Origin of the sequence: Bradyrhizobium sp. BEA-2-5 (assembly GCF_032918025.1) — a bacterium.
Classification (GTDB): Bacteria; Pseudomonadota; Alphaproteobacteria; order Rhizobiales; family Xanthobacteraceae; genus Bradyrhizobium; species Bradyrhizobium pachyrhizi.
On record NZ_CP136629.1, the window covers coordinates 7413215 to 7433044 of the forward strand.

Sequence of the window (19830 nt, forward strand, 5' to 3'; positions counted from 1 at the left end):
CTTTGTCGTCCCTGCCGAGTGCGCAGTTGCGCACGGAGCAGGGACCCATACGCCGCGGCGGTCGTTTTGAATGATATTGGTCACCGGCTTTCGTGCAACAACGAAAGCTGGTGGTTATGGGTCCCGGCCTTCGCCGGGACGACGACGTAGGCGACATCGAGTAACCGAATGGCGATCACACTCTCCGCATCCGATGCCCCCTCGCCGCCCCTGTCGTCGCGGCTGACCCCGGCGCAGGTCTGGGGCATCATCCTGCTCGCGCCCTATCTGCTCGTTTTCCTTGCCTTCGTCGTCTATCCCGTCTGCTACGGGCTGTGGCTGGCGCGGGCCCCGTCGAACTACGTGGCGCTCTACAATGATCCGATCTTTGCGCGCGCCGCGGTCAACACGCTGATCTTCCTGGTCATCGGCATCAACATCAAGATGCTGATCGCATTGTTCCTGTCCGGCTTCTTCGCCCAGCAGCGCACCTGGATCAAATGGCTCTCGGTGATCTTCATCCTGCCCTGGGCGGTGCCGTCGATCCCGACCATCCTGTCGGTGCGCTTCATGCTCAATCCCGAATGGGGCATGATCAACCATTACATCTTCGCCTTGACCGGCGATGACGGTCCGAACTGGCTGAACGATCCGACGGTGGCGCTGACCATGGCGATCGCCGTGCACATCTGGAAGTCGCTGCCGTTCTGGACGCTGATCCTGATCACCGGCCGCCTCGCGATCTCGCACGACCTGTTCGAGGCCGCCGAGGTCGACGGCGCGAGTTGGTGGCAGAAATTCCGCTACATCACCTGGCCGTCGATGCAGACGCTCTACGTCACCTGCACGCTGCTCTCGATGATCTGGACGCTCGGCGATTTCAACAGCGTCTACCTGCTCACCGGCGGCGGCCCGGCCGACCTCACGCACGTGCTGGCGACGCTCGGCATCCGCTATCTCCGGCTCGACCAGCTCTCGCTGGCCATGGCATCGATCGTCTGCGCGATGCCGTTCGTCCTGCCGCTCGTGTACTTCATGATGAAACGGTTGTCGCGATGAAGCTCCCCTCCTTGCGCGAAGTCGGAACCGAAGCGCGGCTGCTGCTGATCGGCATCCCCGTCTTCCTGTGGACGATGATCCCGATCTATCACATGTTCCTGTTCGCGATCTCCCCGAAGGAGGACGCGTTCTCGGGCAAGCTGTGGCCGGATCACCCGACGCTGCACAATTTCGAGATCGTGTTCAAGCAGCAGCATTACTTCCTGCGCGACTTCTACATCCAGTTCTGGAATTCGACCGTGATCGCGGTCTCCGTCGGCGTGCTGACACTGTTCATCGCGACTGCGGCGGCGTTCTCGATCTCGCGGCTGAAGGTGCCGGGCGGGCGCACGGTGTTGAACCTCGCGCTCTTCACTTATTTCATCCCCGCGGCGTTCCTCGCCGTGCCGATGTATCGCACCATGGGCAATTACGGCCTGCTCAACAATCACTGGTCGCTGATCCTGGCCATGGTGACGATCGCGAGCCCCTACGCGATCTGGGTGCTCAAGCAGGCCTCCGACAAGCTGCCGGTCGAGCTGGACGAGGCCGCCGTGATGGACGGCGCGACCACGCTGCAGATCTTCCGCCTGGTCTATTTGCCGCTGATGATGCCCTCGCTGGTCGCGATCGGCACCTATGCCGTGCTGCTGGCCTGGAACGAGTATCTCTACGCGTTCCTGCTGCTCTCCAACGACCGCGAGATCACGCTTCCCGTCGCGCTCGGCAACTTCCTTGCCGCCGACGATTCGCCGTGGGAGCTGCTGATGACGACCGGCTTCATCTACGCGCTGCCGCCGGCCGCGGTCTATTACGCCTTCCGCCGCTACATGGTGGGCGGGCTGACGGCGGGCGCCGTCAAGTCGTAGCTGTTCAAAGCGTTTTCGAGCGAAGTGGTGGCCGGTTCGCGTAAAGAAAACGCGTCAGAACTAGAGCGGCGCCGCGCTCTCACCTTGCGAGCTCGACAGTTTCGAGGCGAGCGAGGCGATGACGATGACGACCGCGATCAGGGCGACCACCAGCGTGCAGATGGCGTTGATCTCCGGCTTCACTCCCAAACGCACCTCCGAATAGATCCTGATCGGCAGCGTCGCCGAACCGGGGCCGGTGGTGAAGCTTGCGATCACGACATCGTCGAGCGACAGCGTGAAGGCCAGCATCCACCCCGCCACGATCGCCGGCACGATGAGCGGCAGCGTCACCAGGAGGAACGCCCGCACCGGATCGCAGCCGAGGTCCATCGCCGCCTCCTCCAGCGAACGGTCGAGGGAGCCGAGGCGGGACTGCACGACGACGGCGACGAAGCACATCGTCAGCGTGGTGTGGGCGATCGTCACGGTCCAGAAGCCGCGCTCGGCGTTCAGCGCGACGAACAGCAGCAACAGCGACAATCCGGTGATCACCTCCGGCATCACCAGCGGCGCATAGAGCATGCCGGAGAACAGTGTCCGCCCTCGAAAGCGCTCGCCGCGCGCCAGCCCGACTGCCGCCAGCGTGCCGAGCAGTGTCGCCAGCGTCGCCGACGCCGCGGCGACCCGCAGGCTCATCCAGGCCGCCTCGATCATGGCGCGATCATTGAAGAACTCATGATACCAGCGCAGCGACCAGCCGCCCCACACCGTCACCAGGCGCGAGCCGTTGAAGGAATAGATGACGAGGATCAGGATCGGCAAGTAGAGGAATGCCAGCCCGAGCGCCAGCGAGGCGATGTTGAAGCGGGAGAGCCTGGTGACGGTGCGCGCCATCAGCTGTTCGCCTCGAGCTGACGCCGCTGCAGGCGGTCGTAGAGTACGAGCGGCGGCACCAGCAGCAGCAACAGGGCGACCGCTGCTGCCGACGCAACCGGCCAGTCCTTGTTGGTGAAGAATTCGAGCCACAGGGTCTGGCCGATCATCAGCGCATTGGAGCCGGCCAGGAGATCCGGGATGACAAATTCACCGACGATCGGGATGAAGCACAGCAGCACGCCGGCGCCGACGCCGGGCAGCGACAACGGGAAGATGACGAGCCAGAACACCTGCCAGGGCGGCGCGCCGAGATCGGCGGCCGCCTCCTCCAGCGCCGGCTCCATCTTGGCGAGCGTGGCGTAGAGCGGCAGGATCATGAACGGCAAATAGGAATAGACGATGCCGATGTACATCGCGGTGTCGGTGGAGAGCCACACCACGGGCTGGCTGACCAGATGCAACGCCAGCAGGATCTGGTTGAGCAGGCCGTCGTGCTGGAGGATGTTGATCCAGGCATAGATGCGGATCAGGAACGAGGTCCAGAACGGCACGATCACCAGCACCATGGCCACCGCCTGCCAGCGCTTCGGCAGCCGCGCCATGCCATAGGCGATGGGATAGCCGATCAGGAGCAGGATCAGCGTCGCGGTCACCGCAACGACGAGGCTGCGCAGATAGGACAGGATGTAGAGATTATCTGATATCAGCAGGCGGAAATTGTCGAACGACAATTGCGCGAACGCCGCGGCCAGCGCCGCGCGGCCTTCGGTGAAGTCGAAGACCGGCGCGTAGGGCGGCTGTGCGATCGCCGTCTGCGACAGGCTGATCTTGAGCACGAAGGCGAACGGCACCAGGAAGAACAGCACCATCCAGACATAGGGTGCGATCGCGGCAAAGCGCGCCGGCCGCGCGAAGATGCGGCGGGAGCTCATTGTTCGAGCACCAGGCAATCGTCGGCGGTGAACCATGCCACCACGCGCTGGCCGGCGAGATAGGCATCGACATCGAGCCGCGCGGTGTTGGCCATCGACGCGCGCACCACCGCGCCCGTCTCCAGCTTCACCCGGTAGCTCGTCACGCCGCCGAGATAGTTGACGTCGGTGACGACGCCCTCCAGCCGGTTGATCGCCTGCGACGCGCCCCCGTCCGTCGCCGGCGCGCGGCGTGACAGCTTCACCTTCTCGGGGCGGATCGCGACGGCAACGACCTGCCTGGTCACCGGTGGCCACAGCTCGCTGACCGCCAGCCTGCCCGCATCAGGCGTCGCGACCGTCAGGCGCCCATTCTCGCGGGACGTGACCTCGCCGTCGAACAGATTGATGTCGCCGACGAACTCCGCGATCCAGCGCGAGCGCGGCGCCTCGTAGAGCTCGCGGGGGCTCGCGACCTGGGCGAGCTTGCCGGCCTTCATCACGCCGATCCGGCTCGCCATCGTCATCGCCTCCTCCTGATCGTGGGTGACGATGATGAAGGTCATGCCGAGCCGCCGCTGCAGCTCCATCAGCTCGCCTTGCGTGCTCTCGCGCAGCCTCTTGTCGAGCGCGGCCAGCGGCTCGTCGAGCAGCAGCAATTGCGGCCGGCGCGCCAGGGCGCGGGCGAGCGCCACGCGCTGGCGCTGGCCGCCGGAGAGCTGGTCAGGCTTGCGCCTCTCCAGCCCCTCGAGCTTCACCAGTGCGACCATCTCGGCCACGCGGGTGGCGATGTCGGCGCGGGGCATGCCGGCGCGCTTCAGGCCGAAGGCGATGTTGTCGCGCACGGACAGATGCGGGAACAGCGCATAGTTCTGGAACATCATGTTGACCGGGCGCTCGTGCGGCAGCGCCTGCGCGATGTCCTTGCCGCCGAGCAGGATGCGCCCCTCGTCCGGCGCCTCGAAGCCGGCAAGCATGCGCAAGAGCGTGGTCTTGCCGCAGCCGCTGGGACCGAGCAGCGCGAAGAACTCGCCGGCGCGGATATCAAGCGAGAGCTTGTCGACCGCGCGGAAATTGCCGAACGACTTGGCGACACCCTCGATCCGCAGCAGCGGCATGTCCGGGACGGCCGGTTCAGGCAACGGCCTTGCCGCCTCCGCACTCGCTTCGCCCGATGTCACGTCCGTCAGCCCCGATTCCCCGTAAGGTCCGATTCTTGCGGCAAGCTAGCGGTGGATCGCCACCGGCTCAACCGCCTCACGGACATCTCCCGCAATATTGTCGGCGTCGACGCCTCTGCTAGACTTCGCAGCCAAATCCGGGAAGGCAACCGATGATTCACGACCGCTACGGCCTGCCGCTGACGACGAGCTCGGACCGCGCCGCCGCCTATTATGTCGACGGCGTCGATCGCATGCTGGCGGCGCTGCACGGCGCCGATGCGGCGTTCGAGGCGGCGATCGCCGAGGACCCCGATTTCGCATTGGCCCATATCGGCCGTGCCCGCGTGCACCAGCTCAACATGGAAGGCGCCAAGGCCCGCGCCAAGGCGGCCGATGCACGGCAGCTGGCCGCAGCCGCAAGCCCGCGCGAGCGCCAGCACATCGAGATCATCGCGTCCGTGATCGAGGGCCAGGGCAAGAAGGCGATGACGGAAGCCGAACGGCATCTCAACGAATATCCGCGCGATGCGCAGGTGCTGTCGCTGCTGCTCGGCGCCTTCGGCCTCTACGCCTTCTCCGGCCGGCCCGATCATGACGCCGCGCGGCTTGCCGTCTGCGAGCGTTACGCCGGCGACTATGGCGACGATTGGTGGTTCCTCACCTATCTCGGCTGGTCGAAGACCGAGGCCGGCGATGTCGTGTCCGGCCGCGCCATCACCGAGCGCGGCTATGCGCTGAAGCCGGAGAACGCCGGAGCCGCGCACGCCGTCGCGCATGCGCTGTTCGAGCAGGGCGACGCGGCGGAAGGCCGCAGCTTCCTCTCCGCCTGGCTGCCGGCGAATGATCGCACCAGCTTCCTGCAGGGCCATCTCGCCTGGCACCTCGCCTTGATCGCGATCGAGGAAGGCGACGCCGACAGCGCACTCGACATTTACGAGCAGCACATCAAGCCGGCGGGCCGGCCCTATCCGCCGCTCAATATCTACACCGACACGGCCTCGCTGCTGTGGCGGCTGACGGTCGCCGGCAAGACCGGTCTCGAGCAGCACTGGAAGGATGTCGCCGCCTATGGCGACGGCTACTTTCCGAAAGCCGGCGCGCATTTCGCCGATGTGCACCACGCGCTGGTCGCAGCCACGACCGACAGCGGCGCGCTCGAGGCGCGGCTGGTCGAGATGGCGGTGCGCGACGCCGACGGCAGGCTGGCGCCCGGCCCCGCGGCGATCGGGCTCGGTCGCGGCATCGCGGCGTTCGCCGCCGGCGATCACGACGACGCCGTGCGCATCTTTGCGCCGCTGATGCGTGAACTGGTGCGGATCGGCGGCAGCCATGCGCAACGTGAATTGTGGGAGGACACGTTCATCGTCGCATGCCTGCGCGCCGGCCAGGGTCGGCAGGCAACGAGCCTGATCTCGGAGCGGCTGCATCGCCGTCCGTCCCGGCGCGACCTCGCCTGGTCACAGGAGGCTTCCCGGCAATAGCCGCCGTTGCGGTTGGTAACTGCCTCGTCACCGTTCCCGGATGCGCTCCATCCGGACCACGTTGTCGCGCCCACCGAGGGCTCTTCTCCTTCCCCCTGAAAGGGGGAAGGTCGGGATGGGGGTCGGCCGCATGCGACGGTGCGTGCGGAGAGAGCAGATCCCCACCCGCTTTGCTCTGCGAGCAAAGCGACCTCCCCCTTGCAAGGGGAGGTTTGAGAGCTGCGCTTAGTCCATCTTCGCCATGAACGCCGCAAGCGCGTCGCGATCGGCTTGCGGCATGGTCAGGCCGAGCTTGGAACGGCGCCAGAGGACGTCCTCGGGGAAGCGCGCCCATTCGCGGCTCATCAGGTAACGCACCTCGGCGCCGGTCAGCTCGGGGCCGAAGGCAGGGCCGAGATCGGCCTTCTCTTTGGCGTCGCCCAAAATGTCCTTCACATTCAGCCCATAGGCAGCCACCAGCCGCCGCGCCTGCGCCTCGCCGAGGAAGCGCCAGCGGTCGCGGGCGATATCGACCTCGGTCTCGAACCGCTGCCAGGCGAACTCGCCGCCCGGCAGCGGCGCCGTTGCGGTCCAGCGCGGCGTCATCGGATAAAACCGCGTGAACTCCGACACTGCCCGCTCGGCGCGGCGCCGCGCGGTGGTGACGTCGTCGCCGAACATCGTGAGCAGCGGCGCCTTGCCGCGCCTGACGTCGAGCAGCGCTGCGCCATCTCTCATGTGCCGGCGCGCGGGAACGACCACGGAATTGGCACCGGAGACGGTCCGCAGCACATCCACCGGGGCGATCTGTTCGCGAAAGTAGCGATTGGCGGCGTCGCAGAGATAGGCCTCCTCGCGCACATCAATTGCGACAACCGCCGGATCGCCCTTGAACGGATGACTGACGCTGCCGATCAGGGTGAAGTCGCGCTCGTAGGGACTGGCGAAGATCAACCGGCCGTCAGGGTTCTGAAAGACATAGACGTTGTCGCAGTCGAACAGGCGGCGCACCACGATCTGGCTGATCTGCACGGTCGCAAGCTCTGGCGCGGGCACCCGCAGCACGATGTCGGCGACCGAGGCGGTCCACGCGCCGGTCGCGTTGACCAGCGCCCGCGCCGTGATCACCCGCCGGTAGCCGCGGTCGATCGCGACCAGCCGCCAGGTCTCGCCGCGCTCGGCGCGGGTTACGCGCGCGCCGGTGCGGATATCGGCGCCGCGCGCTGCGGCATCGACGGCGGTGAGCACCACGAGGCGGGAATCGTCGACGACGCAGTCGGAATACTCGAACGCCGTACCGAATGGGCGCCTTAGCGCGTTGCCCACCGGATGGTGGGTGATGTCGAGGGTCGCCGAGCGCGGCAGACCGCTGCGCGAAGTCAGCCGTTCGTAGAGCAGCAGCAACGACCGCAACTGCCACGGCGGCCGCTCCTCGGCATGCGCCGGGATCACGAAGCGCACCGGCCGCACCAGATGCGGCGCGATGCGCAGCAACACGTCGCGTTCCCTCAGCGCCCTGCGGACGCGGAAGAACTCCCGCCGTTCCAGCCCGGCCAGATCGCCATGGACCAGCCGCGGCGAAGCCTGCGATGCGCCGGAACCGAGATCGCCCTGCTCCAGCAGGATCACGCGCAGGCCGCGGCCGGCAGCATCACGGGCAATGCTCGTGCCGTTCAGGCCACCGCCGATGATCGCGACGTCGTAGTCCGCCATGCGCAACGCCTATCGCATTTTCATACGAACAAAAGACGGGTTCGCACGAAAATGCGTCAAGGCGCGGCGCTGAACTACATGATGTCTGGGTGAATCACGGCACACGCACCTTCCCGCTTGCCGGGGGCGAGCGTACGCTTGCACGATTTCGGAATATTGGAATAATGCCCCTGAGTTGCCCGACGTGTCAAGTAGCCTGCTCGAACGCCGGCCGCCGGCTACTTTGCATGGGGTTGTTTTCGATATTTTGGCAGCGCTCCTCCTGCGACGGCCCCGCAAGCGGGAGAGGCACACCGTCTTCGCGACGGCTATCCAATCTGACTCCATCACGCGCTAAAGCGCGATGAGATTCGGATGAATCGCCGTCGCGCTTTAGGTTTTCCGGAAAATCGCTTCGCACTTTTCCAGATCATGCTTTAGTCCGCACCGGCCGCGGCAAAGAACTGTTCCGGTCCATCGACCTCGATCAGCTTCCTCCCTTCGATCAGCCAGAACCGGTTGGCCACCGTGCGCACGAACTGGCGGTCGTGCGACACCAGGAGGCAGCTGGCCTGCTGTTCCATCAACTCGTCCTCCAGCGCCTCCTGGCCCTCGATGTCGAGGTGGTTGGTCGGCTCGTCGAGCAGATAGAAGTTCGGCTGGGTGAGCCGCAGCACCAGCATGCCGAGGCGGGCCTTCTGCCCGCCCGACAGCCGCCCGATCGGACGGCCCTGCATCTCGATCGAGAGCCCGGCGCCGGCGAGCAGGCCGCGCGCACGCTGATCACCGACCGCGAAGCGCCGCGTCAGCATGCGCATCGGCGTGTCTCCATCGGCGAGATCGGCCAGCGCCTGGTCGCAATAGCCAAGCACCAATGACTCGGTGGCCCGGATCTCGGCCGGTGCCGCTCCGACATTCTCGATCGCCAGCCGCAGCGCCGCGACGAAGCGGGTCTTGCCGGCGCCATTCGGCCCGAGCAGCGCAATCCGGTCGCCCTTGCAGATGAACTGCTGGCCGGTCCTGAACAACAGCCGGCCGTCGGGCGTGGCGATCCCGGCGTTGTCCAAGCTGATCAGGACCTTGGCATGGGTGTCGCGGTTGGCGAGCCGGATCGTTCCGGCCGAGCGTTCCAGATGCGCGGGCTTCGCCGTCTCCTCGAGCTTCTCGGCGCGCTGCTTCAATTGCCTGGTCTTCGACAGCAGAAGGTCGCTGCCGGAATTGATGCCGAGGTTGTTGAGCTTCGCCGCCTGCTGCCGCAGCTGCCGCACGGCCTTCATGTCGCGCTGATAGCGCTGCTCGTCCGAGGCATCGAATTCGTCGATCGCCGCGCGCGCCGCGGTGTAGGGCAGCGAGAACAGCTGCGACCGCTCCGGGCGCAGGAACAGCGTCCGGTTGGTCGTCGCATCGAGAAAGGCGCGATCGTGGCTTGCGATCACCACCGGCATGTCGCGCGGCAGCGCGTTCAGCCAGGCCTCAAGCCGGCCGATCTTGGCGAGATCGAGATGGTTGGTCGGCTCGTCGAGCAGCAACACATCGGGCTCGGTCACCAGCACGCGGGCGAGCACCGCAAGCCGCAGCCAGCCGCCGCTCAGCTGCTTCAGCGGCCTGCTCCATAGGTCCTCCGGCACCTCGAGTGATTGCAAGGCGACGTCGACCCGCCAGCCCTCGCTGGCGCGCTGCTCGCCGGAAAGCACCTCGAGCACGGCGGCGTGGAACGGTGTATCCAGCAGTCTTGGCGGCGCATCCTGCTCGACATGGCCGACGGTCAGTCCGCGCGCACGGGTGATATCGCCTTCGTTAGGCTCCATCGCATCTGCGATACAGCGCAGCAGCGTGGACTTGCCGCGGCCATTGGCGGCCACCAGCCCGATGCGGTCGCCGGCATTGACGACGAAATTCAGTTCGGAAAACAGCGGCGCGTTCAGCGTCACGCCGAGATTGCGTACATTGATGAGGGTCACGGTCAATTCTCTGGTCTTGCCGGCAATCACGACACTCCCGGGCATGCCAGCCATCGGATAGGCGTGTCGAAGCGCGGCGAGGGATTGATGTGCGGGCGCGAACGCTCAAGCGTTCGACGCCGCACGGCCACGAAGGCAGACCAGGAAGGATTTAGCGCGAGTTTCCGGTCAGCCCTGCAAACGCATCTGCAGGGCGTTGACGGGGCCACGCTTGAGGTGGGGATCGGTGTATCTCGCCACGACGCGGCCCTCCTTTCTCGGCTGAAATGATGTGGTGGGCCCAGATGTAGCCGGGCATGCAACGGATGGCAAGCACAGCCAGGCCAAACTAACCGGCTCTGCGCACGGTCTCGGCAAGCTGGTCGCCGCCGACCAGCGCGGCGAATTGGCCGATCGGGGCCGGCTTGCCGAGCAGATAGCCCTGCACGCCGTCGCAGCCCTCCCTGGCGAGGAAGGTGAGCTGGTCCACCGTCTCGACGCCTTCGGCGATGATCGACATTTCGAGGCCGTGGCCGAGATCGATCACCGCGCGCACGATCGCCGCCGATTGCGGATTGCGGCCGAGATTGACGATGAAGCCGCGGTCGATCTTGATCTTGTCGAACGGGAACGCCTGGAGGTAGCTCAGCGAGGAGTAACCGCTGCCGAAATCGTCCATGGAGATGCGCACGCCGAGCGCCTTCAGGCGGCGCAGCAGCGCAAGGCCGCGATCGAAATCCTCGATCAGCACGCCCTCGGTGATCTCGAGCTCGAGCCGGCCCGGTGCAAGGCCCGTCTCGATCAGGATCGAATGGACGAGGCCAACCACGTCACCGTGCATGAACTGCGCCGGCGACAGATTGACCGCGACCTGGAGCGGCTTCGGCCAGGACGCCGCCTCGCGGCAGGCCTCGCGCAGGATCCACTCGCCCATCTCGACGATCAGGCCGCTCTCCTCGGCGATTGGAATGAATTCGGCAGGCGAAACCTGGCCGCGCACCGGATGCTGCCAGCGCGCCAGCGCCTCGAAGCCGATGATCTCGCTCTCGGCGACGCTGTGGCCCGCGGCCCCCTGCGGCTGGAAGGCGAGCGAGAGCTCGCCGTTCTTGACCGCCATCGAGAGGTCCTGATGCAGCACGCGGCGATCACGGATCTGGTGGTCCATCTCCGGCTGGTAGAGGCTGATCGTGCCGCGCGACTTCTGCTTGGCGCGGAACAGCGCCGCGCCCGCATTGGCGAGCAGCGAGGCGCCATCGGTTCCATTGTGCGGGAACACCGCGATCCCCGTGGTGAGGCCGGTCCGCACCGACTTGCCGTCGATCAGGAAATCCTGCCCGAGCGCCTCGGCGGCCTGCTCGGCCAGCGCGATGCCGGCGACGGGCTGCTTGCCATCAATGATCAGGCCGAACTCGTCACCGGACAGACGCGCCACCACGCCGCCGCGCGCGGAGTCCTGGAGCCGATGGGCTACCTCGATCAGGAGCTTGTCGCCCAGCGCATGGCCGAAGACGTCGTTGACCTCCTTGAGCCCGTCGAGGTCGACGCAGAGCACGGCGAACTCCTCGCCGGTGCCTTCGCAGGCCTCGATCATCTGGGTCAGCGCCTGGAGGAAGGCGGCGCGGTTCGGCAGATCGGTAAGGCCGTCGTGATAGGCCATGTGCGCCATGCGCGACTCGGTCTGGCGGCGGTCGGTGACGTCCTCGTGGGTCTTGATCAGATATTGCGGTTCACCGGCATCATTGAGCACGGTGGCGCGGCGGGTGAGGAACAGCCGCAGGCCGTCCTTGGTGGAGATCGGATGCTCCTCGGTGATCATCCCGCGCTTCTTGATCGCGGCCTCATCGCGCGCGATGATCAGCTTGGCTTCCTTGGCGTTGAAGATGTCGGACGCGGTCAGGCCGGTGGTTTCCTCACGCCTGCGGTTGAGGATTGTCTCCGCGCTGCGGTTGGCGAGCAGATAGCGGCCGTCCTTGACCTGTTCCACGATCAGCGCAACCGGGATGTTGTCGACCACGAGCTCGAGGAACTTCTTGGTGCTCTCCAGCTCCTGCGACAGCGAGCGGCGGTCGGTGATGTCCTCGAACAGCGCGATCAGGAATTCCGGCTCGCCGGCCTCGTTGCGGGCGATCACGCGGTTGGAGGCGAGGATCCGCTTGTCCGAACCGCGTTCGACGAAGAATTCGCTGCGATGATAGCCTTCCGCCGCGTTCAGCGCCGCGCGGTCGGCGGTGTCAATGCTGGCGGCGGTCTCGGGGCGGAAGATCTCGTCGGCGCGCTTGCCCACGATGTGATCGCGCGAGAAGCGCGAGAAGCGCTCGAATGCGCTGTTGGCGAAGATGTAGCAACCGTCCTCGATGCTCTTGGCTGCGACGCAGGCCGGCACGTGGTCCAGCACCGATTCCAGGAATTGCTTGGTGGAGGCGAGCTGCCGCGACAGCCTGCGCTGCTCGCTGACGTCGAGATGCGTCGCCACCGAGCCGCCGTTCGGCAGCACGAAGTACTTCACCAGCACCGACCTGCCGCCGGGCAGCTCGGTAACCAATCCCTCGGGCGCCGCGGCCCTGGCGAAGAAATCCTCGGCGCTGACGTCGAGCACGCCGCGGTCGCGGCGCAGTTCCAGCAGCTCGACGCCGGTCATGTTGCGCCTGATGTCGGCACGCGACAGGCCGTAGATGTCGAGATAGCGGTCATTGCAGAACACGATGCGCTCCTGCGCATCGGTCATCACCACGCCCTGGTTCAAATGGTTGAGTGCCGACGAGACGAAGGCGTTGCGCCGCAGTTGCGCGCGCTTGGCCTTGCGCAGCGCCGAGAGAATCCACAGCCCGACCGCGCCGAAAAACGACGCGACCACCACGCTGCCGATCAGGAGCTCCCAGACCAGGCCGGGATCGAGGCTGCCCAGATAGCTCGACGGCGCGAACGCACCGGTGCCTGCCCGGGCTGCAGCGCACGGCGCGACGGCGGCGATCAGGCAGAGCACGGCCCTTGCCGGAATCGAATTCTTCCCGCCCGCCTGCACCTTCCTGCCAGCCATCGATCACCCGCGGATTTCCGGGGCGAGTGTCCGGCTCCGGCGGTTTGGATCGGGTAAACGCGTACTGATGCAACCGGAAAATGCTGACTTAATTTATGGCAATTGCCCTGACATGATTAATGCTCCACTAACAGGGCAGGCTTCCCAACTATTTGAGATGGCCCAAGCACTTGCCTAATAAGCACTTGCCCAAAGCGACCGGATCGGCTGAACGATGTTGGCAGCGGCGGCCAGGGCGCGGCCGGGCGGAAATTTTCGGACCTGAAGGACGAGATGGACAGGGTTGATTGCGTGATCGTCGGTGCGGGGGTGATCGGCCTCGCCGTGGCGCGGCGGCTGGCACAGGCCGGCCGCGAAGTGATTGTGCTCGAGGAGGCCGAGGGGATCGGCACGGTCACCTCCTCGCGCAACAGTGAGGTGATCCATGCCGGCATCTACTATCGCGCCGGGAGCTGGATGGCGCGCATGTGCGTCAGCGGCAAGCAAGCGCTCTACCGCTACTGCGCCGAGCGCGGCATCCCTCACAAGAATTGCGGCAAGCTGATCGTTGCGACCACGCCTGCGGAGACCGAGAAGCTGCAGTCAATCCGCGCGCATGCCGAGGCCAACGGCGTCGACGACATGCAGTTGTTGTCCGGCGAGACGGCGCGCGCCCTGGAGCCGGCGCTGAATTGCGACGCAGCGCTGCTGTCGCCCTCGACCGGGATCATTGACAGCCATGCTTACATGCTGGCGCTGCGCGGTGACGCCGAGGCGGCCGGAGCGGCGTTCGCCTTCCATACGCCGCTGCTCCACGCCACGGCCACCGCCGACGGGTTCGAGATCGAAGCCGGCGGCGTGGCGCCGATGACGCTGGCCTGCGATCTCCTGGTCAATGCCGCCGGACTCGGCGCGACGGCGGTCGCGCGCAACGTCGAGGGCATGCCGATCGAATTGATTCCAACGGCCTATTTGGCCAAGGGCAATTATTTCAGCTGCAGCGCCAGGGCGCCGTTCTCGCGGCTGATCTACCCGGTGCCGGAACCCGGCGGGCTCGGCGTGCACCTGACGCTCGACATGGCCGGACAGGCGAGGTTCGGGCCCGACGTCCAATGGATCGATCACATCGATTACGCCGTCGACCCTGATCGGGCAGAGCGCTTCTATCCGGCGATCCGCAAATACTGGCCGACGCTGCCCGATGGCGCGCTGATGCCGAGCTATTCGGGCATCCGGCCGAAGATCGTGCCGCCGGCCGTGGCCACGCAGGACTTCTTGATGCAGGGCCCGCACGATCACGGCGTCGCAGGCCTGATCAACCTGTTCGGCATCGAATCCCCGGGACTGACGTCGTCGCTCGCGATCGCCGATCACGTCGGCGCGCTGGCGGAACTCTGAGCAAATACGGTAAGGCCTTCCGGGGGATGCGCGCGCACTTGGGCGTTCATCCCTCGGTGAAAGGCCACGCTATTTGCTAATTTGCAGGGGGGCGGTCTAGTGGACCGTGTCGTCGGCGGATAGTCTCAACCGCTCGATTTGATCCTTGACCATCAACTTGCGGCGCTTCAGCTCGCAAATATGCAGGTCGTCTACAGAGGGGTGAACGAGCGCTTCGTGCAGTTCGTTCTCGAGTATTTTGTGTTTACGCTCCAGCTCAATGAGATGGGCCTGTATTGCCATTGCGAACACTCCTCGGTGCGTTAAACCTCAGGTTCGATCCGGACCGCCGAGTGTACACAAGTGGACGGCGCTGTCGATGGGAGATGCGAAATGCCGCACGCACTCATTTCGGTTTATCTGTAACCAATCGTGACTATGGAACCGGTCCGGCTTGCGCGGCGCGCGTTCAAGGAGGATATTCCGGCGAGCGGCGACTTCCGCCGTAACAACCTTATCGTGCTTATCAGTTAATACACAACCATGAACGATCAGGATGAGCGCGAACTAATCGCCGAGCTCGCGCGGCTGCAACAAGAGCACCGCGACCTCGATGCCGCGATCGACGCGCTGCACCAGTCGCCGGCGCCGGATCTCTTGATGCTGCAACGCTTGAAGAAGCGGAAGCTGCAACTGCGCGATCGCATCGCCTTCATCGAAGACCAGATCACGCCCGACATCATTGCCTGACGCGCGCCGCGGCGCGGGCCTTCGCGGTTCGGCGTTCCGGTTCAGGCCGGGCGGCGGTTTTCCCCGTCATCCACAGCGCCTCACCGGCTTCACGTTCGCGGCAACGGAGGCGAGGCGGTTTCTCGGCGCTTGACTCCACATGAACAAAAAGAGAACATATCGGCCCAGCCGCCAGCCATCAGAGGGAGTTTCGCCATGTCCGCACCGCCTTCCCTGCCCGACAACAGCCGCTACGAGAAGGCCTGCGATCAGGCGATCGCGATGTGCGACGGCAATCTGCGCAGCACGATCAAAGCGCTGATCATGGCCAATGAATATCTGGAAACCGAGCTGGAGGAATTGCAGGCGGCGATTTCCGCCGGCTGCGTGCCGGCGCAGACCCGGGCGGCGAGCGACGCCGCCTAGAGCCTTCACTTCGATTGAATCGAAACGGAGGCTCTGGATTCTTGTTTTGACGCGTTTTCTTCACGCGAACCGGTAGCCACTTCGCTCGAAAACGCTCTAACCCTTCGGGAGCACAGCGATGGCCGATGTGACCTACTACGTGGCACTGCCATTCATGCAGGACGACGACGGCACGCCGGTCGCCGGCAATGCCGAGGAATGCCAGAGCTCGGCGGTCGCGTTGCGCCGCGCGGAGACCATGTCGCGGATGCCCGGCAGCATCGGCGCCGTCGCGTTCAGCCGCACCGGCGATCCCGCGATCGGTGAATTCGGCGATGCCAAATTGTTGCGTGCCTACGGCAACGTGCCGGAGGATCTCAGCGCGCTATAATTCTCGGGATTCGTGGCGCCGCTGCGCCTTGCGCACATACATCGCACGGTCGGCCTCATCGAGCACGCGATCGATATCCGAATGCGCGGTGAGGATCGCAACGCCCGCGGAAGCGCCTGCGGTGACCTGGCTGTTACGAAACATGAAGGTCAACCGATCGATCGCCTCTTCCAGCGCAGCCGCCTTGGCGCGGGCATCGATCTCGCTGAGATTCCACAGCAGCACGGCGAACTCGTCACCGCCGAGACGGCCGATCACATCGGAAGCGCGCACCTGATCCGATATCGCGGCGACGATCGCCTTGAGCACCTCGTCGCCGGCGGCATGACCGAACGAATCGTTGATCGGCTTGAGCCGATCGACGTCGAGCACGATCAGTGCCCCGGAGGCCTGATAGCGCTTGATGAACGAGAGCGAACGGGCGAGCTCGCGCTCGAAGCCGCGCCGGTTCAGGATGTCGAGCAGGAAGTCGGTCTCGGCGGAGGCCTGCAGCTCCTCGATCCGGGCCTGCGCCCGCGCCAGCTGCGCCCGCAAGCTGCGGATGGTCGATTTGTCGCCGGATGCGACCGCGCCTCGCGTGGCAGCTCCGGTTCCAGCCCGTTTGGTTCCAGCCCGCTTGGCTGCAGTCTTGCCCGGCCTGGATTTGCGCGCGGCGGGCGCGCCTTTCCGTCGTTTCGCGGCCCCCGAGGCGGCCGCCGTCGTCTTCTTCTTCATGCGCATCCTTGTTGAGGCCTGCTAATGAAGGCTTGCGGGGATTCACCAAGACAGGATAGTCCATTCTAACTCCCTTGCCACGCCTTGGATGACGCCCGGGCCGTCCCTATAATCGGCCTATGCTTTTGGATTCCTGCACAGAATTGAAGAGATGACCGCGCCGATCGCCATCATCATGGGAAGCCAGTCGGACTGGGACACGATGCGGCATGCTGCCGACACGCTTGACGCGCTCGGCGTGGCCTGCGAAACGCGCATCGTTTCGGCCCACCGCACCCCGGATCGGCTCTATGTCTTTGCCAAGGGCGCCAAGGCAGCCGGCCACAAGGTGATCATTGCCGGCGCCGGCGGCGCCGCCCATCTGCCCGGCATGGCGGCGGCGCTGACGGAACTCCCGGTATTCGGCGTTCCCGTCGAATCCAAGACGCTCAAGGGCGTCGATTCGCTCTATTCGATCGTCCAGATGCCGGCGGGTATCCCGGTCGGCACCCTCGCCATCGGCAAGGCCGGTGCGATCAACGCCGCGTTGCTGGCGGCGAGCGTGCTCGCACTCAACGATCCGGCTCTGTCGGCCCGCCTTGCGGCCTGGCGCAAGCAGCAGACCGACGCGGTCAACGAGCATCCGGAGGGCGCGGCGTGACGGCTTCGAACGCAGTGAAGCTGAAGCCCGGTGACACCATCGGAATCCTCGGCGGCGGACAATTGGGCCGGATGCTGGCCATGGCTGCGGCCCGGCTCGGCCTGCGCTGCCAGGTATTCTCGCCCGATCCGGATTCGCCGGCCTTCGACGTCGTGCTGAACGCGACCTGTGCCGAATATGCCGATGTCGAAGCGCTCGAGCTGTTCGCGAACGACGTCGACGTCATCACCTATGAATTCGAGAACGTCCCGGCCGCGACCGCGATGGTGCTCGCCGCGCGGCGCCCAGTGCTGCCGGCCTACAAGATCCTGGAGACCACGCAGGACCGGCTGATCGAGAAGGATTTCGTCAGCAAACTCGGCATCGGTACCGCCGACTACGCCGACGTGTCCTCGGTCGACACGCTGCGCACGGCAATCGAACGGATCGGCCTGCCCGCGGTGATCAAAACCCGCCGCTTCGGTTATGACGGCAAGGGCCAGGTCATCATCCGCGACGGCGACGACATCGCGAAGGTGTGGACCAGCCTCGCCACCAAATCGGCGATCCTGGAGGCCTTCGTGCCGTTCGAGCGCGAGATCTCCGTGATCGCCGCGCGCTCGGCCGCAGGCGACGTCGAATGTTTCGACGTCACCGAGAACGAGCACCGCGACCACATCCTGAAGATCTCGCGCGCGCCGGCCGCAATCCCCGATGAGCTTGCCGCACAGGCGCGCGCGATCGCCGAAAAGATCGCCTCGGCGCTCGACTATGTCGGCGTGCTCGCGGTGGAAATGTTCGCGGTGCCCGGCAACGGCAGCAAGGCGAAGGTGCTGGTCAACGAGATCGCTCCGCGCGTGCACAATTCAGGGCACTGGACGCTCGATGGCGCCTCGGTCTCGCAGTTCGAGCAGCACATCCGCGCCATCGCCGGCTGGACGCTCGGCAAGCCCGTGCGCCACGGCGAAGTCGTCACCATGACCAACCTGATCGGCGACGAGATCCTGAGCTACGAGCAGTGGCTCACCGTTCCCGGCGCCACGGTGCATCTGTACGGCAAGGGCGCGCCGCGCCCCGGCCGCAAGATGGGTCATGTCACCGAAGTGACGCCGGCCCGCAAGCGATAATTTCACGCGCGGCCCATAGCCGCCTTCGTCGTATCGATGGAAATTGGGATCGTGGCAACCACGATCCATTAAAGCATCGGTTCTGATTGAATCAGAACCGATGCTCTGGATTTTTGTTTACGCGTTTTCTTCACGCGAACCGGCGTCCACTTCGCTCGAAAACGCTCTCGCCGATCACGCCGTCTTCACGCCCGCAACGACGCCGGCGGGCTCCTCGCTGAGCCAGCGATAGATCACCCCGCCCAGCGCGCCGCCGATGAGCGGTGCTACCCAGAACAGCCAGAGTTGCGACAGCGCCCAGCCGCCGACGAACAGCGCCGGGCCCGTGCTGCGCGCCGGGTTCACCGAGGTGTTCGTGACGGGAATGCTGACGAGATGGATCATCACCAGCGCGAGCCCGATCGCGAGCGGTGCGAAGCCCGCCGGCGCGCGGCCATGGGTGGCACCCATGATGATGAACAGGAACATCATGGTCATCACCACCTCGGTGAGGAAGCACACCATCATGCTGTACTGGCCGGGCGAATGCGCATCATAGCCGTTGGAGGCAAAGCCCTTGCTGACGTCGAATCCGGGCGCCCCGCTCGCGATGACATAGAGGAGCCAGGCCGCGATGATGGCGCCCACGACCTGCGCGATGATGTAGGGCAGCACCTGGCCGCCCGGGAAACGCCCACCGGCGGCAAGGCCGACCGTGACGGCCGGATTGAGATGGCAGCCGGAGATATGCCCGATCGCATAGGCCATGGTGACGACGCTCAAGCCGAATGCGAGAGAGACACCGACCAGGCCGATGCCGACCTGCGGGAAACCGGCCGCGATCACCGCGCTGCCGCAACCGGCGAATGTGAGCCAAAAAGTGCCGATGGCTTCGGCGGCGTATTTCTTCATGTCCATCTCGCATCTCCCCTATTTCCAATGTCCGGGTTATCCAAAACGCCGGGAGCGGCCCTCATCTGGGCGCCAAATCACCCAAATCGGGGCCGCACAATGGCATTTTCGCCCTATTTCGTGGCTTTACTAGGCCCGAAAGTCACTCGACCGGTGGACATCTGCGCGTTTGTCTGATACATGCGCGCGCCTAGGGTTAAGAGGCAGGCCTTTTGCCGCCCCTTCACCTCGCCAGAATTCCGAACCGATCAATTCAAAAGAGGATGCCGCGTGCAGGTTCTCGTTCGCGATAACAACGTCGATCAAGCTCTCAAGGCGCTGAAAAAGAAGATGCAGCGCGAGGGCATTTTCCGCGAGATGAAGCTCCGCGGTCACTACGAGAAGCCCTCCGAAAAGAAGGCCCGCGAAAAGGCCGAAGCCGTGCGCCGTGCGCGCAAGCTGGCCCGCAAGAAGCTGCAGCGCGAAGGCCTGCTGCCGATGAAGCCGAAGCCGGTGTTCGGCGCAGGCCCGGGTGGCGACCGCGGTGGCCGTCCGGGCGGTGCAGGCGCCGGTCGCGGCCCTCGCTGAACCGTTTTGCCGATATAGAAGTCTAACAGCGCGGGCCACGGGCCCGCGTTGTCGTTTTGAAGCACGCCGCGTTCCGGGGTACCC

Annotated in this window: 19 protein-coding genes; 10 read left to right on the forward strand and 9 right to left on the reverse strand. The window is 65.4% G+C overall.

Annotated elements, in window-relative coordinates; genetic code table 11:
- Positions 1-168: 168 nt before the first annotated feature.
- Positions 169-1038, forward strand: coding sequence for a sugar ABC transporter permease (locus RX327_RS34670; protein WP_317248565.1), 870 nt, complete (start codon positions 169-171; stop codon positions 1036-1038).
- Complete coding sequence (locus RX327_RS34675) at positions 1035-1886, forward strand: carbohydrate ABC transporter permease (protein ID WP_028178649.1); 852 nt, start codon at positions 1035-1037, stop codon at positions 1884-1886. The genes RX327_RS34670 and RX327_RS34675 overlap by 4 nt, the downstream gene beginning before the upstream one ends.
- Before the next feature lie 60 nt (positions 1887-1946).
- Here RX327_RS34675 and RX327_RS34680 read toward each other — a convergent pair whose 3' ends face one another.
- From RX327_RS34680 to RX327_RS34690, 3 genes are read right to left on the reverse strand one after another with little or no spacing between them, the layout of a single operon-like run.
- Complete coding sequence (locus RX327_RS34680) at positions 1947-2762, reverse strand: ABC transporter permease subunit (protein ID WP_317248566.1); 816 nt, start codon at positions 2760-2762, stop codon at positions 1947-1949.
- Positions 2762-3676 carry an ABC transporter permease gene (locus RX327_RS34685; RefSeq protein ID WP_317248567.1) on the reverse strand — a complete coding sequence of 305 codons (915 nt, stop codon included), beginning with the start codon at positions 3674-3676 and terminating at the stop codon, positions 2762-2764. The genes RX327_RS34680 and RX327_RS34685 overlap by 1 nt, the downstream gene beginning before the upstream one ends.
- On the reverse strand, positions 3673-4845 hold the full coding sequence (locus RX327_RS34690) for an ABC transporter ATP-binding protein (RefSeq protein WP_410712221.1): 1173 nt from the start codon (positions 4843-4845) through the stop codon (positions 3673-3675). Before RX327_RS34690 ends, RX327_RS34685 begins: the two co-directional genes overlap by 4 nt.
- A 224-nt stretch (positions 4846-5069) precedes the next feature.
- Between RX327_RS34690 and RX327_RS34695 the strand changes: the two genes are divergently transcribed.
- Positions 5070-6299, forward strand: a complete 1230-nt coding sequence (locus RX327_RS34695; RefSeq protein WP_082190457.1) for a tetratricopeptide repeat protein — start codon at positions 5070-5072, stop codon at positions 6297-6299.
- Positions 6300-6524: 225 nt separating this feature from the next.
- Here the strand turns inward: RX327_RS34695 and RX327_RS34700 are convergent, their stop codons facing one another.
- The 3 genes from RX327_RS34700 to RX327_RS34710 all read right to left on the reverse strand — a co-directional run bounded on the left by RX327_RS34700 (position 6525) and on the right by RX327_RS34710 (position 12947).
- A complete protein-coding gene (locus tag RX327_RS34700; RefSeq protein ID WP_317248568.1) occupies positions 6525-7991 on the reverse strand; it encodes a glycerol-3-phosphate dehydrogenase in 1467 nt (488 codons plus the stop codon).
- Between the two features lie 416 nt (positions 7992-8407).
- Complete coding sequence (locus tag RX327_RS34705) at positions 8408-9985, reverse strand: ABC-F family ATP-binding cassette domain-containing protein (RefSeq protein WP_410712113.1); 1578 nt, start codon at positions 9983-9985, stop codon at positions 8408-8410.
- 274 nt (positions 9986-10259) lie between these two features.
- The gene (locus RX327_RS34710) at positions 10260-12947 is read right to left on the reverse strand and encodes an EAL domain-containing protein (protein WP_317248570.1); all 2688 of its coding nucleotides are present in this window, start codon (positions 12945-12947) and stop codon (positions 10260-10262) included.
- 273 nt (positions 12948-13220) lie between these two features.
- Here RX327_RS34710 and RX327_RS34715 point away from each other — a divergent pair, with 273 nt between their 5' ends.
- On the forward strand, positions 13221-14324 hold the full coding sequence (locus tag RX327_RS34715) for an NAD(P)/FAD-dependent oxidoreductase (RefSeq protein ID WP_317248571.1): 1104 nt from the start codon (positions 13221-13223) through the stop codon (positions 14322-14324).
- 96 nt (positions 14325-14420) lie between these two features.
- Here the strand turns inward: RX327_RS34715 and RX327_RS34720 are convergent, their stop codons facing one another.
- Complete coding sequence (locus tag RX327_RS34720) at positions 14421-14606, reverse strand: YdcH family protein (protein WP_016847370.1); 186 nt, start codon at positions 14604-14606, stop codon at positions 14421-14423.
- 240 nt (positions 14607-14846) lie between these two features.
- Between RX327_RS34720 and RX327_RS34725 the strand changes: the two genes are divergently transcribed.
- The 3 genes from RX327_RS34725 to RX327_RS34735 all read left to right on the forward strand — a co-directional run bounded on the left by RX327_RS34725 (position 14847) and on the right by RX327_RS34735 (position 15828).
- Positions 14847-15053, forward strand: a complete 207-nt coding sequence (locus RX327_RS34725) for a YdcH family protein (protein ID WP_016847372.1) — start codon at positions 14847-14849, stop codon at positions 15051-15053.
- A gap of 195 nt (positions 15054-15248) precedes the next feature.
- Entirely contained in the window at positions 15249-15458 is a 210-nt protein-coding gene (locus RX327_RS34730; protein WP_317248572.1) for a hypothetical protein, read from the forward strand.
- Between the two features lie 118 nt (positions 15459-15576).
- Entirely contained in the window at positions 15577-15828 is a 252-nt protein-coding gene (locus tag RX327_RS34735) for a hypothetical protein (RefSeq protein ID WP_018268738.1), read from the forward strand.
- On the opposite strand, the gene RX327_RS34740 is transcribed toward RX327_RS34735, so the two are convergent.
- Entirely contained in the window at positions 15823-16548 is a 726-nt protein-coding gene (locus RX327_RS34740; RefSeq protein WP_317248573.1) for a GGDEF domain-containing protein, read from the reverse strand. The genes RX327_RS34735 and RX327_RS34740 overlap by 6 nt on opposite strands.
- 145 nt (positions 16549-16693) lie before the next feature.
- Between RX327_RS34740 and purE the strand changes: the two genes are divergently transcribed.
- Positions 16694-17182: a 5-(carboxyamino)imidazole ribonucleotide mutase gene (gene purE / locus RX327_RS34745; protein ID WP_317248574.1), complete on the forward strand. Its 489-nt coding sequence runs from the start codon at positions 16694-16696 to the stop codon at positions 17180-17182.
- Entirely contained in the window at positions 17179-18288 is a 1110-nt protein-coding gene (locus RX327_RS34750; RefSeq protein ID WP_317248575.1) for a 5-(carboxyamino)imidazole ribonucleotide synthase, read from the forward strand. The genes purE and RX327_RS34750 overlap by 4 nt, the downstream gene beginning before the upstream one ends.
- A gap of 174 nt (positions 18289-18462) precedes the next feature.
- Here the strand turns inward: RX327_RS34750 and aqpZ are convergent, their stop codons facing one another.
- The gene (gene aqpZ / locus RX327_RS34755) at positions 18463-19185 is read right to left on the reverse strand and encodes an aquaporin Z (protein WP_317248576.1); all 723 of its coding nucleotides are present in this window, start codon (positions 19183-19185) and stop codon (positions 18463-18465) included.
- 264 nt (positions 19186-19449) lie between these two features.
- Here aqpZ and rpsU point away from each other — a divergent pair, with 264 nt between their 5' ends.
- Entirely contained in the window at positions 19450-19746 is a 297-nt protein-coding gene (gene rpsU, locus RX327_RS34760) for a 30S ribosomal protein S21 (protein ID WP_021078544.1), read from the forward strand.
- Positions 19747-19830 lie beyond the last annotated feature (84 nt).